Below are 17,377 nucleotides of genomic sequence, written 5' to 3' on the forward strand. Positions count from 1 at the left end.
TACATATAGTTGTTTTTCTTTATTTAGCTTGTCTAAATTTTCTACTTATTTCTAACATCCTATTATCATTATGAATTGTTTTTAAAGAAAGATGATTCACATCCATTTGAAGGTCATCAACTTTTTCTTCTATTCGCTCCATTTGCTCATTGAGCTGTTTATATCCGTCAAATAAAGAAGTAAGTTTTATATCTACTTTATTTTCCAAACTTATAATTGCCTGTTTATTTTCTTCTACTTTATTTTCTAAAGAGTTAAGTCTTTTATCCATAGCATCTAATCTTTGATCCATAGCGTCTAATCTTTGATCCATAGCATCTAGCCTTTTATCTATATCTTCAAATCTTCTGTCTATATCTTCAAATCTTTTGTCTATAGCTTCAAATCTATTACTAAATTCCACATACATCTTTTCCATTAAATTTAAAATTTTATCTTCATTATTCATGTTTTCTCTCCTTCCTTTTGTATATAGAATCTTATTGTTATTATATCATTTATATCTTTATTTTTTTATAGTCATTAACGGAAATTAATAATATTTTCTCTATAATCTCTTTGTAAATCCTTTTGTAAAAATTCTAAAAATCTTACAAGCATTTCTGAACCTTCAGCCCTAGTGATATTCTTGTTTGGATTGATTCGATTGTAATCATCTCCGTAGATTAAACCTATTTCCTTTGCCATATATATACTGTCTTTTGCCCAACTTGGAATCTTATTATCATCTGTAAAGGAAGTATAAAAGCCTGGATTTGGAGCTTTGCTTTCAAAGCCTAAAGCCTTTATCAAAATAGTAACAGCTTGAGCTTTTGTTAGAGGCTTGTCTGGCTTAAATAAATCCTCTGTAACCCCTGATATGATATTTTTCTCTACTCCATCCTTTATATATTTATAATCAGGATCATTCACTGCTACATCTTTAAACGGAGATACCTCCTTTGGCTGTTTTCCTCTTGTTCGGCGAGTTTTCTTCACCTCTTCTAAGGAAGGTCTAATATTACATGCTCTAATAACTCCCTTTATAAACTCCACTCTTGTGAAAGGAATATCTGGCTTGAAAAATAATGAATTTTCATCAAAAACATCTAATGAATACAGCTTTTTGATATATTCCTCTGCCCAATGTCCACCGATATCTTTAAATTTTGGTATAATCAGCCTTTCCACCTTTGGTACCATCTTTTCTCTCAAAAGCTTGCTTCCTATTTTTCGCCTTCTATCATTGATTTCATCATCTTCTATTTTGGGAAGATTATAATCGTAGCTAGATACCATTTCTTGATTTGTCACCCTTACATGACCACCATAAAAGCTTGAAAAGTTAGCTTCATTATCTGAGTATTTTAGTGTTTTTGTAAGGCTGTCAGATACTTGTACTCGTACTGTCCCATGCCAAGTAGCTTCATCTATATCTCCATCTTTATCTTCTTTTTGCCTTCTGGAAGTAATAGTATAGTCTAATATTTGTGTTTCTGTACCTCCCCAAAAATTATTATAGCCTACATTACCACCACTAATATCAACAATAACTTCTCCTTCATCTTTATTGATTTTATAGTATTTTCTCGCCTTTAAATTTCCTGAATAAAAGTCAGAAGCAGGACGATTGTCTATAATATCTGATTTTGAAAGCTCATAGCCCCCATCTTTTGCTAACTCGTATTTATCCTTTCCTATTTTTATGGTTTCCTTATATTTATCTACTGTTGTCTGTCCAATAGTCTGCCCTTTATCGTTTCTTCTGTCATAGGTAGTCAAAAGAGTTATTTTTCGGTCTAATTGTCCTTTTATAGATTGATCCTCAGGCTTTAGCTTAAAAGTATAAGAAACCGTCTTTTCATTGCTTTTATTTTTTTCTTTCACATCAACCGTTCCTACAAATTTAATAGGTTCTCCTGTTATAAAAACCCATTCTTCATACTTATACTCATTGTTCACTCCACCAGAAAATCCAGGGGGTGTAGCCCATACTGTTATAGGAGTAAGCAACATCATCAATACCATGCATACAGTTATAAATTTTTTCATAAATCATCCCCCTCTATTTTTTGATGAAAAGTATCCATCAAGATAATATCGTCTTAATTGCTGACAAACACTATTTTACAACAACAACTTTTCCGTAAAAATCATCTCTTACAATATATAGTCTATTTCCTGGCTGTAGTTCATATGAGTTTATGATTTTTCCGTTTTTTACAATCATAGCTTTTTCTAAATTTACTCGAATAGTCGTATTTTTTGCCATCCATTTATCATGTCTGTAGCTGTAGTCCTTCGCATCTCTTAAATAAACTGTCCATCCAACTAAACTGTCCTCTTCAGCTTTTTCTATAACACCTGTTGTAACTCTCTGTCTTCTTAATGAGTCTAAATCTTTTTGAACCATGATACTAGTGATCCTATCTCCATCTGTATAGATGTATCCATACCAATCCTTGAGATGCTTATTTTTGATACGTTCATCATCATCTGTATCCTCATCTACTGAATAATCCCCTGCGAAAAATTCCTTTGGTAAGATGTATTTTTTATTTTCTATATCATAAATAATCGTATCATTGTCATAGAATAATTCTTTTTCATCATCCTCATCTCTTGTTCTAAAAGACTCCCATTCATGACGGTCTAAAAGATAAAAATCCTTCAAATAAACCTTGTCTTCAAATATTCTGCTAAGTCTTCCTGCATATATATAATTTTGACCGATGTTAGAGTTATTCAAATCCTCATTATAAATATTTATCACATCTGCATAAAGATTGCTGCCTCTTCCATCTGCTACGATAAATGCATCTGATTCAGGATTAATAGACTCTTTATCTACAAGTCTACCATTTTTTATGACCATAGTCCCTTCAGAAAAGGTCATATTTTTGTGATTTGCTAATTCAAAGGTATCTGAATACCAATTTATCCTTTTGATCTTATCAGAATATGTTTTTTCATACTGGCTTTTTACCACCATTTTTTCTATTTTATCAGTTCCGAAGAAATCTTTTATAGCCATATAAACAGTTTTTCCTCTATAATATTTTAAATTTTTATAATGAAGCCTTTGACCTCCTACATATAAAGGTAAATCTGATGAATAAGGGATCGCTATACTATTATTAAATCCTTGCCACTTTCCATTTCTAAAAACTTCAACCTTGTCAAGAACAATTTCATCTTCTAATTGATCTGCTCTTGCAAGCTTTCCACGATACAAGTTTTTTATAAGAATAGAATCCCCTTCAATACTCATTCTGCTGATCATCTTCGTATCCACTTCATCAAAATAAAGTCTTACACGATCTCCCTCATAAAGAACAGAAAGGGGTACATTTTCCCCTTTCTTTAGACAAACGGTAGCAGGAGAAGTAAAATAAGTTTCTTCTTTTCCTATAAGGTTTTTAATGATAATTTGATCTCTATCTATTTTCTTTACAATACCTGTTCGAACCTTTCCTCCTGGAGGAATATAACCTAGATTTTCTGTAGAATAGCCCTCAAGATACTTCAGCCTTCTTCCTCTAAGCTCTCCATATACCTCCATCCCGGGTTTAAAATCCTTCAACCTAACATTTTTTCCATCAATCTGAAAGTTTACCTTTCTATCTAAATTCAAAAGATGTACTGTACCATCATATTCTTCTATCTGTATTTGATTTTCTAGTACCTTTTTTACATAGCCTTCAATGAGTCCATCTCGATAAGGACCATTTATATCTGCATAGGAGATCACTGAAGTTAGCAATAACATTGCAACGATTATCCAGATTTTTTTCATTATTATTACCTCCTGCTTCCAAGAACTGCAAATTTACCAATCTTATCAGTAACTCCCATAATAGAGAAGCTGTCTTTACTACCATTAGCAATTGGTATCCATTTTCTTTCATCTTCATCATAAACATTTAAACTAATATATTTTACTCTTCTTATATCAGCCTTCTCCCTATCAACATCTAATGCTATCTGAATATAAGCTGGAAGATAAGACATCTCCGTATTGTTTTGTCCAGCATATACATAAGCTTTTAATTCATATTGCTTTGAAAGAGCTGTTTTCCCTATAATTCCCTTTTCTACTCTTCCTTCTGGTTTTATTGAGAAACGAATGCCTGAATCTCTTTTATATTTATTTTCTCTTATAGCTCCTGAATAGAAGTTTTTTGGGTTTAATTTAACTCTAAAAGCTTGTCCTGTTATTGTTATATCCTTTGCATCATAATTTGCTGCTACTGATGATGGAATACTAATGATGATTTCTTTAGCTCCTACTAAATCTCCTCTTGTTAAATCAATATTTAGTGCCTTTTCAAAATCATCTTCTCCAATAATAATATTTGCCTTGTTTCCAACCTTTTCAATTGTTGTATTTTCACCTAATTCTCCATCTTCATCTTTTGGTCCAACACGGTCTCCTGTCCTTACTCCGTTACTTGTTTTAGAATACTTTGAGTTCCCATATTTTCCGAGTGCTGTTACAACAAATTTATATCTTGTATTTGGCTCTAAATCTTGATATATAAAGGAAGTAAGCTCTGTATTGCCAACTACATATTTTTCATGATCATCTATTACTACATAGATTTCATATTCCTCTGCATCATTTACTTGATTCCAATTCACCTTAATATATCGATCATATAAAAGTTCTGCTGTAACTTCTGTCGGTACTGGTAAATCTGGAAGACCATATTTTATTCCTTCATAAATCTTCGTTGCTCCACCATCAGAATTAATAACCATAATTCCTATGCTATCTAGCTTTCCTGCTGGTGTTTTTACTATAAGAGTTCCCTCATCGATAAATTTTACCTCTGTCCCATCAGTTCCTTCCATCAAATTCCATTCTTCCCCATTGATATATATTTTTTCTTTTCCTTCTTCATTTGACTTTTCTATAACAGGACCAAACACCACTCGTGCGCCTTCTACAAATCCAGAACCTTTAATTTTTATTTCTTGTCCACCTTCAACAGAAATACTACTAATTATACTTGATTCTGCTGGATCATTTGGATCTACTACTGTAACGATAGTAGGTGCACTTAAGTACGTATATTCCCCACTTGGCTCAGAAAGCTCTCCATCTGGATTTTCTACTTTTACTTCAAACTTTCCAGATTGATGCGGAGGCATCTTTACTTTTATGGTTTTATAGTCTATTAATGTAACATCTTCATTAGGAACAATCGTATCTCCAATAAGTACAGAAAGTCCCTCTCTAAAGTCTTTACCTCTTATGATTACAGTATTTCCACCACTTGCTGGTCCTTTATCTGGTATGATTTCTTCAATAGAAGGTGCTGTTTCTCCTTTTGTAAATTGAATATAAATAGGTGGTGTCAATTCATCTGATGCAGCATTTCCATAATCTTCATTGCTTACAATCACTCTGAAAAATTTTCCTATATTTTCTTCTCCTACCGCAGGCATTTCAAAAGTCAATTTATTAGGCAACTGATAAGTAATCTGACTCGGATTAATTGTAAGAATCTCGCCTATTTGAATAAACGCATTTTCCCTAAAATCAGAACCTAAGATAGAAACCATATTCCCACCTTTATAAGTCATACGTAAAATTTTCATCTCTTTTCCATCTATTGTTTCTGTAATAGGATTTTTTCCATCTTTAGTTATATTTGTGATTTTAGGTTTACTATCTGGATTTTTATATTCAAATTTGCTAGATACTTCTCCACCATCTGGATTAATTACAGTCAAGGATACTATCCCTACTGTATAGTATGACGGTGTATGCACAACAATATGTCCTGAATTTACATATTCTACTTTTGGCGAATATCCTCTTTCTATAAATAGCCTTCTATCAGAAACCTCAAAACGAATCCACTCGTCTCCTCTCGTAGCATTGACATAAGAATAGGTTTGTCCTGCATGGTCTGTATAAGTCAGAAGACTTACAGGAACATAAATCGTTTCATCATCATAAGGTAGGGTTACTGTGTAGTTTTGTTGATTCTCCACAATATTAAGATTTAATGTATCATTTATCCCATCATAGTTTACTGTCAGTCCACCATCTAATCTAACGGTTGTCCTACTATTGTCAATTCGACCTGAATTTTCTGCTTCTCTAGGAATATCCTTATTTGTAATATTTGCAAATCTTACAAGAGCTTGAGTAACTGATTTTGTTTTATAGCTTCCTCCCTCTTTATAATAAACCTTTATATCACTTGTATAAAAGTCTTGCCCATGAATTTCAACACGATCTCCCCCTTGTTTTTTACCTCCTTCAGGCGAGATACTAGTAATTTTAGGGCTTGAACCTTCATAAGTATATGTTACTTTATTAGAAATTCCTAGATCATTGTTTTTTACATAAATATCAACAGTTCCTGCTTGAGTTCTAGGTGCAATTACTTTCAAATAACCATTCCCAAATTCTATAACCTCTGCCTGTTTGTTTCCAAAATACACTTTTGGTAAAACTGGCAATACAATCCCCTCATAATTGCCATATTTATTATATTGTTCTTTATTATATTCTTTTTTTAATTCTTCTACATTTTTATTTGTAAAATCATCTGGTCCACCAGTCCCATCATCTTCTTTCCCTAATTTTACACTATAATTATTTAAATTCTGATAATCTTCATCAGATTGCCAGCTTCCATCTCTATTATCATCATCATAAGGCTCATAAAATCTAAAATCTTCCCCTGTAATTTCTACATAATTTCCTCCAGCAGCTGTTCCTTTTACTGGTGTAATTTTGTTAATTTTGGGATGAGAAATCGGAACAATATAAGTAAAGCCATCCTCCTTACTTGCACTACCTCCATCAGGGTTTACAACAACTACAGCTACTGTCAATCTATCCGTATTGTATACTTCTTTTATATCAATATTCAATTTTGGAACAATTACTTCCATAGATAATCCATCAATCGCTACTTTTACATCCTCTTTTGGTATCATCATGCCATCAATATATACTTTTGTTTTTTCAGTCCCATTATCAATAAAACAATCTCTTCCTTCTGTCTTCTCTTTATTGGCTTTAATAGTAATAGTATATCCACCATCTACTGAACCTTCAGATGGTTCAATTGTTTCAATATTAGGTCTACTAGAAGGTTGTGTGTAGTAATAAAAGCCTTGGTTATCTACTTTACTGTCTTTTTTTGTATCTGGATTCACTACTGTCACATCGTAGTATCCATCTCCCGGAAGCTTTGGTACAGTAAAGTAAAGCTTATTAATATCTACAACCTTTACGTTGTCTCCAATGATTATATTATTTTCATCTACTTTAAATGGAGTCTTCATGATTAGTTCAAGCTTATCATTTCCATCGCTATCATTTACTAGGGTAATTCCATTTGTATCCACTGTTACTGTATAGGTATCTCCACCTTCTTTATCTGCTTTGATATCATTTCCTAAAACCTTTATGATATATTTTTCATCTACTCCATTAGATAAAACAACTTCTTTATTCATATTTTTATCAAGCGTATAAAATCTTTCATTTACATCTTCAAAGATAACACTATGATAATACTCTGCTACATTTAATTTACCATCTATTGCTTTTAATATTTTTAATGTATTAGGAGCGATATATTCTTTTAGTATAATTTCTTTTTTATCATTTTTGTTATATTCGTTGATATCTTCTCCCTCTAATAAAATCCTCGTACCAATTAATTTATATATATCATCCTTTGTTGCAGTAGGTGCAGGCTTTAAGAAATTATCTCCCTCTACTACTACTAAAGTTCCTGTTTTCCCTGTTTTAGGAGAAAAATCAATAAGCTTTGGATCTGTATATGTCTTTACATATTCAAATGGATAAACATCTATTCCACCCTCTGAATTCATAACCTGTATCTGTGTTTTTCCTTCTCTTCCCGGTGGTGCAGTGAAAGTAATTTTCTTTCCATCTCCCTGTACTTTTATTCCTTTTACTTCATTTCCATCTATAAATACCTTTGCTTCTGTTTCAAAATTAGAACCAATAATCGTAACTACTTCTCCTCCATCTACAGTTACAACATTTGGTTTTACCTCTTCTATAACAGGTTTTTTAGTAGCTGAAGGTAGCACAAATTCTACCGCATTTGGCTTTTGTCCTGAAAGCCCTGCTTCATTAGAATTTCGAACAGGATTTATTACCTTTACATAAGATGGTCCTATCTCACTGACAATTGTATCTTTAGGGATTTTAACTAAAATCTTTGTTCCCATTTCATTTCCTTCACTACCATCTACTTCTATTCCTTGTGCATTAAATACTTTAAAATATAAGTCTGGATTTCCATTTTCATAAACAGACCCAGAAACAGTTATATCATTTTTATTCAGCTTTATGCCATTCTCAAATTCAACGATAGGATACCTTGTTATCTTTTCATTTGCATCATTAGTATATTGATGAACAAAGAAATTTTCACCATAAATTGCAATCATTCTATCTTCTTCATTAGATATAATATAAGCAGATGAATTGTTATCTTTTTCTACTTGAATTTTTTCAGGTAGAACCCCTTCTATTTCAGGCTTAGGAGTACTTGATATAAATTTAAACTTCCCATCCTGCCACACAGCTCTGTCTTTAATAACAATATCATTTGGAAAACCCGTTAATTTTAATACAGTTTCTGTTTCTATAACAACATCTTTTAAAGGATTGGTTGCTACATCTGTTATAGGCTGAGTATATACAGATATCCTGTCTATACCTCCAAAAGAATAGTCATATTCACTGCTATTTGGTTTTTTCGCAAACTTCGTAACAGCTCCTATGATTACTTTTACTGTTCTCTTTGCCGATTCAACATTATATTTTTTTTCTCCATATTCACCTACAGAAGTTTTCTCTTCAGTAACTTTATTTCCTTCTTCATTCTCATAAGTAACATTTTTTGTAGTTTGAGTTCCATAACTAATTTCCATAGTAGTTTCATTTGTTCCATCAACTGTAATGACTTTTTTCTCTTCACTATTGGGTCTAAAATCATCAATATTTAAACTTCCAAAATATCTTCCTGTAAGTTCTACTTTAGTATTTCCTGAATCTGGTCCTTCCGTAGGACTGACCGATTTAATTGTAATCTTATTTTCTGAATCAATAACAGTAAATTTATCATATTCAGGAGCTTGTCCTATAACCAACTGCTTCACAATTGCTTCATTTGGGTCTTGATTGTCTTCTATACGATTTGTAAATATTACATAATAATCTCCTTGTTCAAGTCCATTTGGAACATGCGTTTTTAATACTTGTTTTCCATTCAGATTAGGAATAAAAGATGTATCTGTCCCTTTATTATCATTTGTAAAAGCATCCGTAAGATCTCTTAAGAAAAATACATCATATCTATCTAATCCATGAGATGCAATAAACTGCACTTCATCTCCCGTCATACCACGATTTGGATTCATTATCAAATCTGATATTGGTTCAATTTCATGTACCAAAGTAAATTGCTTTGGATAATATTTTTGAATCATAATATTTATCTGATTGCCTGCAACTTTCGGATCCTCAACCTGAAAGTTCTTTTCAATTATGATATTTTGTATTCCTGCATCACCTTTAATATCTTCTGCTTTAAATACTACCGTCTGTGTAGAAGAGTCCCCTGTAAAACTTTCAGTATTTTGAAAATCTAATTGCTGTGTTCCTCCAGTACTTTTATAATACACTGAATACATACGATTATCAGAATCAGCTGTATTATCATCATGATCTTTTTTTATTAAATCTAGATTAGTACCTTTTAAAGTAAGTTGATCTTTTCCTATTTTAATCCTTCTTGTAACCTCTGAAAGAGTGGGCAATTCATCTTGTTTGATTTGAATTATTTTATTTCCTATTAAGATTGAATTCGGAATTACTCCTCCATTTCCTACTTCAAACTGCTGTACTACCTCTGAATCTACTGATTTATTTTTAACTTCTTCAAATCCAGCACCTTCTTTTGACGTTCCAATATAAACACCTTTTAAGTTGTCTCCTAAAATAGTAATAATAGTCTTTGTTACATTATACTCTCCATCTGCATAGGTTTGTCTTACTTCAATGCTATTCACTACAGGATCTCCCTCCGCCCAAACATAAAGGCTAGGATTTGGTATAGAGAGAAATACCATAATCATACTAATGAATAAAGCCAGTATTTTCTTAAATATTTTTTGCATATTTTTTGCACCACCTTCTATCCGTCATAGAATCCTAATGATTTGCAACAATAAATATTCCTTTTTCTTCACACACAAGCTCCACACTATGATCTATTAAATTAACTGTGTATGGTATTTCGTAAAAGTTCCTTGTGATTTCATCATATCTTAAAGCCTTAATATTTTTACCATTACTATATTTTAGGGGTATATGAAGCATTACATCTTTAATTTTATAATTTTCTCCTGAAACCTGTATAAAATCTGATGCTACCCCATTCCCTCTAAGCTTCCTCTTTAACATTTGTGCTACAGACGGTTCTACCCTTCCAAGTCGAATGGTAATTTCATCATCTTTTGCATAAGGATCAAGCATTACACCGTAAAGTATAATATCTGCCCATTTTGACTTTATTTTTAGCATACCTATTTTACATCTTTTATCTCCATCATACTGGATTTTACGAACAAGTACATCATCTCCCATCAATTCATCTAAATCAAATTCTAACTCCCTTTCATTAATATCACTTGGTGAGATAAGCAAAGTATCTTCACTAACTTTTAGATTGCTTCGAACTTCTCCTTCTCTCCCATCTCCTTTGATTCTGTATTCCTCATTTGGAATATCTTCTTTATCTCCTGCTTTAACAACTCCTAAAGATCCATATACGGTTCTTTTGTGATTGATATCATTCTCTACAATGATATCATAGGTTCCTGGTTCTAATCGATCGCTTCCATAAGGAAGATATACCTTTAATTCGGATTGACTAACCACTGTTACATTTGCTGCTTTAATATCATCAAAGTATACCTTGATCTTATCGCTATCCGTACTGAAAAAGTCTCCATGAATGTATAAAGGCTCATCTTCATCATAATCTTCAGGAATAGTTCCTACTGATATTCCCTTTATCAAAGGCATTGCAGTTGTTGTAAAGGTCCATTCAAAGGATTCATTTTCTTCTAATGTATCTTTATAATGTACAATACCTGATGGAATAATCACCTGATAATTAGTCTGTGCTCTTAGAGGCTTTATAGGAATATACAAGGTTGCCTGCTGATTACTTTTTACAAATATGTATTTCCCTATATAAGCTTTTTGCTGCTCATCAGACATATTTAAAATATCTTCGATAAAGCCATTATCTACTAAATTTCCTACCCCTCCTGCAGGTCGAATAATACAGTTTTTTATATCACTAATATCTGTAGTTAAATCTAATTCTCCATCCAAATCATCAAAAATAACTTTCACAAAATATTTATCTTTTGTAACATCATCTACAACATCATGCTTTAAGCTTTTTTCATCATACCACGGCTTTCCGTCTTCTGACTTAGGATGCTCTGTTTCGGCTATAGGTTTTCCTTTTGATTTTATATATAGAAAAATTTTATCATTTTTATCCGTTCCATTATAAGTTGCATATACACTGCTAACAACTGTCTCATATACCTTATCTGTTACTGTTAGAGAGGTCTCATCAAAAGCAATTTCTACTGCATAAGCTCCTGTATTACTTTCTTTCGCAAGCTCCGTACGAAGCTCTTCTCTGATATGCACATCAATTTGGGTAGCATCCTTTAATTCAAAGTTGTTTGATGATACAGCAAATTCCTTTGATGCTTTCCCACTAAACGGCTTTAATTTTACTTGCTGAATATTATCGTGAAAATTTTCTCCCTTGATCGAAAATACCCCTTCATTACTATATAAATCCGTCACTTTAAAGTGATTATTTTCCAGATAATCTATCCTCGGACTTTGAGGATCTGTATCTACATAAAAATATTGTGTAAAAGCTTCAAGAGGTTCTCCACTTCTTGTTTCAAATACTCCTTCAGGAATACGTAATATGTAGCCTTTTCCACTATCTAACTGATTCTTTAATATATCTCCTGAGCTTGTATTTCTATAAACAGGATATAATAAAACCTTGGTTTTTTTTATGTTATCTTCTTGATAATAATCTAGTCTTATTTTTTCAATATCTACTTTTGGAGTTGCATCATGTATTTCTGAAAAGCTAATATTTTTTATAGATCCTTCATAAAATTTATCCTTATTTGAATCATATTGCTCCTCTATAGCCTTTGGAATTACTTCTCCATTTACATGGAGGATCATTGGATTATCCATGCCGTACTTTGGTGCTTTCACATTTTTTATATCACTTTTTTCAATTATTATCCCTTGACTTCCTGATAATGACTTTGTCCAAAATGTAGTTATTATATCATTAGCCAATACTTTTCCTTGTTCATCTGCTACAGCACCTTTATCTATTTTTAATTTATATTGATTTCTTAAAGAAAGCTCTTCACTAAGCTTTATTTGAAGTGTATCTTTGTAGCCACTGTCGATTTTTGCCTCTCCAATAGTTACTTCAATCCATTGGCTATTTGTAAATTGGTTACTACTCACGTCATATGTAAATTCTTTTGGTGCTTTAAAAATATGTATTTTGCTTGTAAGAGTACCTATTCCACTAGTATCATTGAAACAAATATTCGATGAAAACTTTATATAAATACTCCCATTCTTATCTAACTTGGTCTTATTCAAATCCCTTATATCATCCGTTCCATTTAAACTTGAAGTATAACTAATGGGCTGTGGTCCTGTCGATTCTGCATGAACATATTCAATAGGTATCCCCACAAAGATCAACATTATCGTTAAAGCTAAACAACATATCCTGTATTTCTTCATAATTTTTGCATCTATAGATGCACTTCCCCCTCTCATCTATTCTACTAATAAAATTATCGGTCAAATTTCTACTTATCTTTATTTTTTTCCCTATTTATCATTCTACCAAATATTTCCCATGTCTTATATGTCAATTTTGTTAAAAATATAAATATAGTCCATACTAACCATATTTAAGAAATTATTGAGAAATATCCTATAGATATGTTAGAATAAAGGGAGTATATGGAAAGGTTTGGAGGTATTGTTATGAAGAAAAAAAATGTATTATCCTTAGCATTAGTATTGGTGTTTGTTGTTGGTACTGTTTTAGGGACTGCTGCTGGATACAGTGAAAAAATCACTGCTTGGTTTTATGATATTCACATTAACCTTGACGGAAAACCACTTGGTTTTTACAGCAGACCTTTCATCTATAATGGTCAGGTTTATGTTTCAATCAATGATATTGCAAATAATATGGGGTTTGGCATTCAATGGGATGATAAAAATAAGACAATGAATTTATCTTCTAATGACAATAATCGCTTTAGCATCAACACTCTACAGCATGAATTGGATCAAAAGAATATAGAAATCGCCAACTTAAAATTTCAATTGAGTCAGAAAAAAGTTGAACTAGATATATTAAGAGACAATAGAACTACTAGCAGTAGCACACGTAAGAGTCTTAACGATTTAGAAAAGAAGCTCGAAGACGATTATGATTATCATCGCAATAATGGTAGAACATTAAACTTTGATAATTATGATGTAAGTCAGCTGTCTAACGATAAGATCAGAGTATGCATGTATGGTGACTTTGATCGTACTTCTAGACATTGGAAGGATCGAGACAAATCAGATTTTGAAGATTTTATAGAAAAAATATGTGAAAGAATTGATAGAGAATATAATGATGATATTGAAGTTATTGTCTATGACGAGGATAATGACAAAACAGCAGAATATACTTATGATGTAAGTCGTGATAGACTCTCTGAAGAATATGTTTATGGATCTAGCAGTTCTGATGATCTTGACGATTTAGAAGATGATCTTGAACGTCATTTTGATGATCATACAAACAATGGAAAAACTATGCGTTTTGATAGATATGATTTAACAGAATATAGTGATGAAATCAGAGTAAAAATATATAGTGATTTTGATCGCAAAGATTCTATATGGAAAAATCGAGATAAAAGTGATTTTAGAGACTTTATAGAAGACATATGTGGAAGAATCGATAAAGACTATAATAAAGATATTAAAGTATATGTATATGACAAGGATGATGATGATTTAGCAAAATATACTTACGATGATGGTGATAATGAAATTAAAAATACTTATGATTGGGAATATTAATGATGACTAAAGCGGGAGTGTAAATAAATCTGTGCTTAAGTGAAAATAATTTCTCCTTTCTGGCAAGAATTAATAATATTCTTCAAACCAGAAAGGAGATTTTTATTCTACCTCTACAAATACAACTTTTCCTTTATCATTGATAAAATATTTTATATAATCACCAGCTTGTATGTCTTTGGGTAATCCTAAAGCACCATATTTATATACTAAAAAGCCTTTATTCAAAGTCTTATTTGTTGATTTTTGGGAAGTTATTTCAATATAACTACCATCATCATTATGTATAGTAAATATAATATTTTCAACTCCATAAAGCTCTGCTGTAATACTATCTTTTTCAGATGCAACATACTTTTCTATATCTTCAACAGTTCCTGATAATATTTTATAGCCTCTCACCTTTAATATTTCTTCTGAGGCTTTATCAAGTATTATTGCCATCTGCCCTCTTGTTACAGTATCCTTTGGTCTAAAATATCCTTTGCTGTTTTTTGTCATAATCCCTTTTTGAAGAATTGCTTCAATGATGGGAATAGATGTCGTTTTTATGCTTTTCCAATCCTTCATTGTATAAATCCTTTGTTGGATATCTCCATTGATTGGTGTTATTTTCAGCATCCTTCCAACCCATAGCGCTATTTCTTCTCGATTTGCAGCTTGTCCCCATGTATAGCTTCTTTCTAGATTTTTTCTTATACTCTTTTCTATATTTTCAATCTGCTCGTTTGTAAGATTTTGATTTTGATCATAGACAAGCATTTTCTGTGCAAGCTTTTCTTCGATTTTATCTTTTTGTTCATCTGTTAGCTCTAATATTTTTTTTGCTTCTGCTCTTGTAATGATATTCTTACTCTGAGCTACTTTTATGTAACCCTCTAGCCAATCATCTTGAGGAACTTTTAATCTATATGCCCCTGTATCCATTTCCTTCATCAATTTTTCACCAATTATCTGTGCTTGCTTCTCAAGTCCCATAAGTCTTACAATTAAAATAAGTGCTTCTTCCTTTGTAACTGCATGATTTGGATAAAACCTGTGATTTCCCATTCCTCTTATGACAGATAAAGCACCCATTTTTATGATAGACTTTCTTGCCCAGTGAGTCTTTATATCTGTAAAGGAACTATTTTCATATAAAGCTTGATAATTGTCTATCCCGTCAAAGGGCTGTCCTAAACCATAACTAATATCATATGTACTAAGTAGTGGCGTTAATAATAGTGTCATAATAATAGAAATTAAAAAAAATTTTTGTTTCATTACATCACCCCTTTGTATGTATCGTCAAAATCAATATAAACCTTCAATCATTTTTATATCTAACTTTTTTATATGCCTTTTAAATTCTTGTTTTGTGGATATCTAATTTTATAGAATTGACACTCCACACGCATGAATGCGTAGGATTTCTGAGTAACACATGATATAACAAATGCAATGTCTTCTAAAAAACATACAAATTGAATACATAAAAATAATCCAAGGACATATAATAGTAAATCATCCTCGGATTTTTATTTTTTGTATAATACTTATTTAAAGTATATCTTTACAACTTATTCTATTTTTTCATTCTAAACAAAAATTTTTATCATCAATCTTAGTTCATCTCTGATTTGATTTTTTTATATCATCATTAGTTAATCCTGTTGCTTTAATAATAGTAGGTATATCTATTCCCATTAATAATAAATTTTTTGCAATCCCTCTACGTTCTTGTATTTGCCCTTTTTGTATCCCTTTTTCTTCTCTAAGCTTGAATTCTTCTTCAATCTTTCTTCCTAGATTGCTAATCATTTTCTCCACCTCCATATGATTAGTTTCTTCTAATGCCTTATATATATGTTCTCCTATTTTCTCATCAAATCTATTTTTGAATATATTTATTATCCATCTATTAAACACTTGTATTTGCTCTTTTGTTCCTTTTTTCCCAAGAATTCTGCCTATTAGCTTTAATCTCTTTAGTATTTCTTCTATTGCTACATCTTGATCTAGTAAAAATATTGAACTTACTAGGTTCGCAATCTCTAACAGTTCCTCTTCCTTCATTCTATTTACATCAAAAAGCATATATCGAAAATCTATAATATTTTCTTCAAATAACTCATATCCATTTAAAACTTCTTTAAAATTTCTTACTGCTGTCCATTTGTTTTTTCCATTATATAAAACAATTGGTACAATCGCTGGTAATCTATAATCTTTTCTTTTTTTCACTTTGTCTTCTGTATTATTTAGTTCTTCTCTCCATATTTCCGTCATATACATGAGTAGTCTTATAGGCATTCTATAATCTACTTTTGATTGTAATTCTAATAATACATAAAAGATGATATCTTTTCCATCTATATTTACCTTATAAACAACATCTGCTTCTTCCTGTTTAAAATCTTTCAATATAAATTCTTTATCTATTAAAATCAAATTGTCTTCTTCTATTAATTTTACCCATTCCTTCTTCACAAAGCTTCTTAAAAATTCAAGAAAAGTTTTCTTATGCGAAAGAATTTCCTTATATCCTATATCATGTTCATGCTTGATTTTATCCTTCATTTTTACACCATCTTTTTATTTTCATTATATCATATTATTACAATACCTATCGCAGTTTTCTTCTTAATATTTAATACACTTTTTTATAAATCTATACCATAAAATAAACACCTATACTACAATAGAAGCTACTGACAATATGATATTAGTATAAAAGCCAGTTTTTTTTTGCTAATTATTGAAGCGACTTCCTCTGTTGCTAACAATATGATGTTAGTATAAATGCATGAACACAAAAAGTGAGATATAATAAATATATCTGAAAGGACGTGTCCTGTAGATAAAAGATATGATCTAGATTTAAAAAATGATAGTATAACTATACAATACAACTGATAGCACCTTGAAAAATCTCGAAAGCAAATATAGCATAACCTCAGCTACTATTTAAAATAGTATACTCCAATTACCCCAGATGAATGAATTTGAAAAAATTTCTACTTAATACCCACTTTTTGTGTCTAGGATATTGACATAGATCTAGAACATTGGCTATTCAACCTGAATTCCTACTCCTTGATGAACCTTTTTCTGCATTAAACTATAAAACTCAACTTGCCGTAGCTGACATCATCAGAATTATGCTCAAAAAAAGAA

Annotated in this window: 8 protein-coding genes; 1 reads left to right on the forward strand and 7 read right to left on the reverse strand. The window is 31.2% G+C overall.

The window, feature by feature from the left end:
- Nucleotides 1-19 precede the first annotated feature (19 nt).
- The 5 genes from KVH43_RS03260 to KVH43_RS03280 all read right to left on the reverse strand — a co-directional run bounded on the left by KVH43_RS03260 (nt 20) and on the right by KVH43_RS03280 (nt 12,907).
- Nucleotides 20-448, reverse strand: coding sequence for a hypothetical protein (locus KVH43_RS03260; RefSeq protein WP_218283449.1), 429 nt, complete (start codon nt 446-448; stop codon nt 20-22).
- Between the two features lie 74 nt (nt 449-522).
- On the reverse strand, nt 523-2,031 hold the full coding sequence (locus KVH43_RS03265) for an S-layer homology domain-containing protein (protein WP_218283450.1): 1,509 nt from the start codon (nt 2,029-2,031) through the stop codon (nt 523-525).
- A 70-nt stretch (nt 2,032-2,101) separates the two neighbouring features.
- Entirely contained in the window at nt 2,102-3,775 is a 1,674-nt protein-coding gene (locus KVH43_RS03270) for a S1 domain-containing protein (protein WP_255547801.1), read from the reverse strand.
- Between the two features lie 5 nt (nt 3,776-3,780).
- Nucleotides 3,781-10,167 (reverse strand): IPT/TIG domain-containing protein, encoded by a 6,387-nt coding sequence (locus KVH43_RS03275; protein ID WP_218283451.1) that lies wholly within the window; start codon nt 10,165-10,167, stop codon nt 3,781-3,783.
- Nucleotides 10,168-10,201: 34 nt separating this feature from the next.
- On the reverse strand, nt 10,202-12,907 hold the full coding sequence (locus KVH43_RS03280) for an IPT/TIG domain-containing protein (RefSeq protein ID WP_218283452.1): 2,706 nt from the start codon (nt 12,905-12,907) through the stop codon (nt 10,202-10,204).
- Nucleotides 12,908-13,120: 213 nt separating this feature from the next.
- Between KVH43_RS03280 and KVH43_RS03285 the strand changes: the two genes are divergently transcribed.
- The gene (locus KVH43_RS03285) at nt 13,121-14,221 is read left to right on the forward strand and encodes a stalk domain-containing protein (protein WP_218283453.1); all 1,101 of its coding nucleotides are present in this window, start codon (nt 13,121-13,123) and stop codon (nt 14,219-14,221) included.
- A gap of 102 nt (nt 14,222-14,323) precedes the next feature.
- Here KVH43_RS03285 and KVH43_RS03290 read toward each other — a convergent pair whose 3' ends face one another.
- Together KVH43_RS03290 and KVH43_RS03295 are read right to left on the reverse strand one after the other, a co-directional pair.
- The gene (locus KVH43_RS03290; RefSeq protein ID WP_218283454.1) at nt 14,324-15,484 is read right to left on the reverse strand and encodes an S-layer homology domain-containing protein; all 1,161 of its coding nucleotides are present in this window, start codon (nt 15,482-15,484) and stop codon (nt 14,324-14,326) included.
- A gap of 345 nt (nt 15,485-15,829) precedes the next feature.
- Nucleotides 15,830-16,780, reverse strand: a complete 951-nt coding sequence (locus KVH43_RS03295; RefSeq protein ID WP_218283455.1) for an Rpn family recombination-promoting nuclease/putative transposase — start codon at nt 16,778-16,780, stop codon at nt 15,830-15,832.
- Nucleotides 16,781-17,377 lie beyond the last annotated feature (597 nt).

The organism is Crassaminicella indica (assembly GCF_019203185.1).
GTDB lineage: Bacteria > Bacillota > Clostridia > Peptostreptococcales > Thermotaleaceae > Crassaminicella > Crassaminicella indica.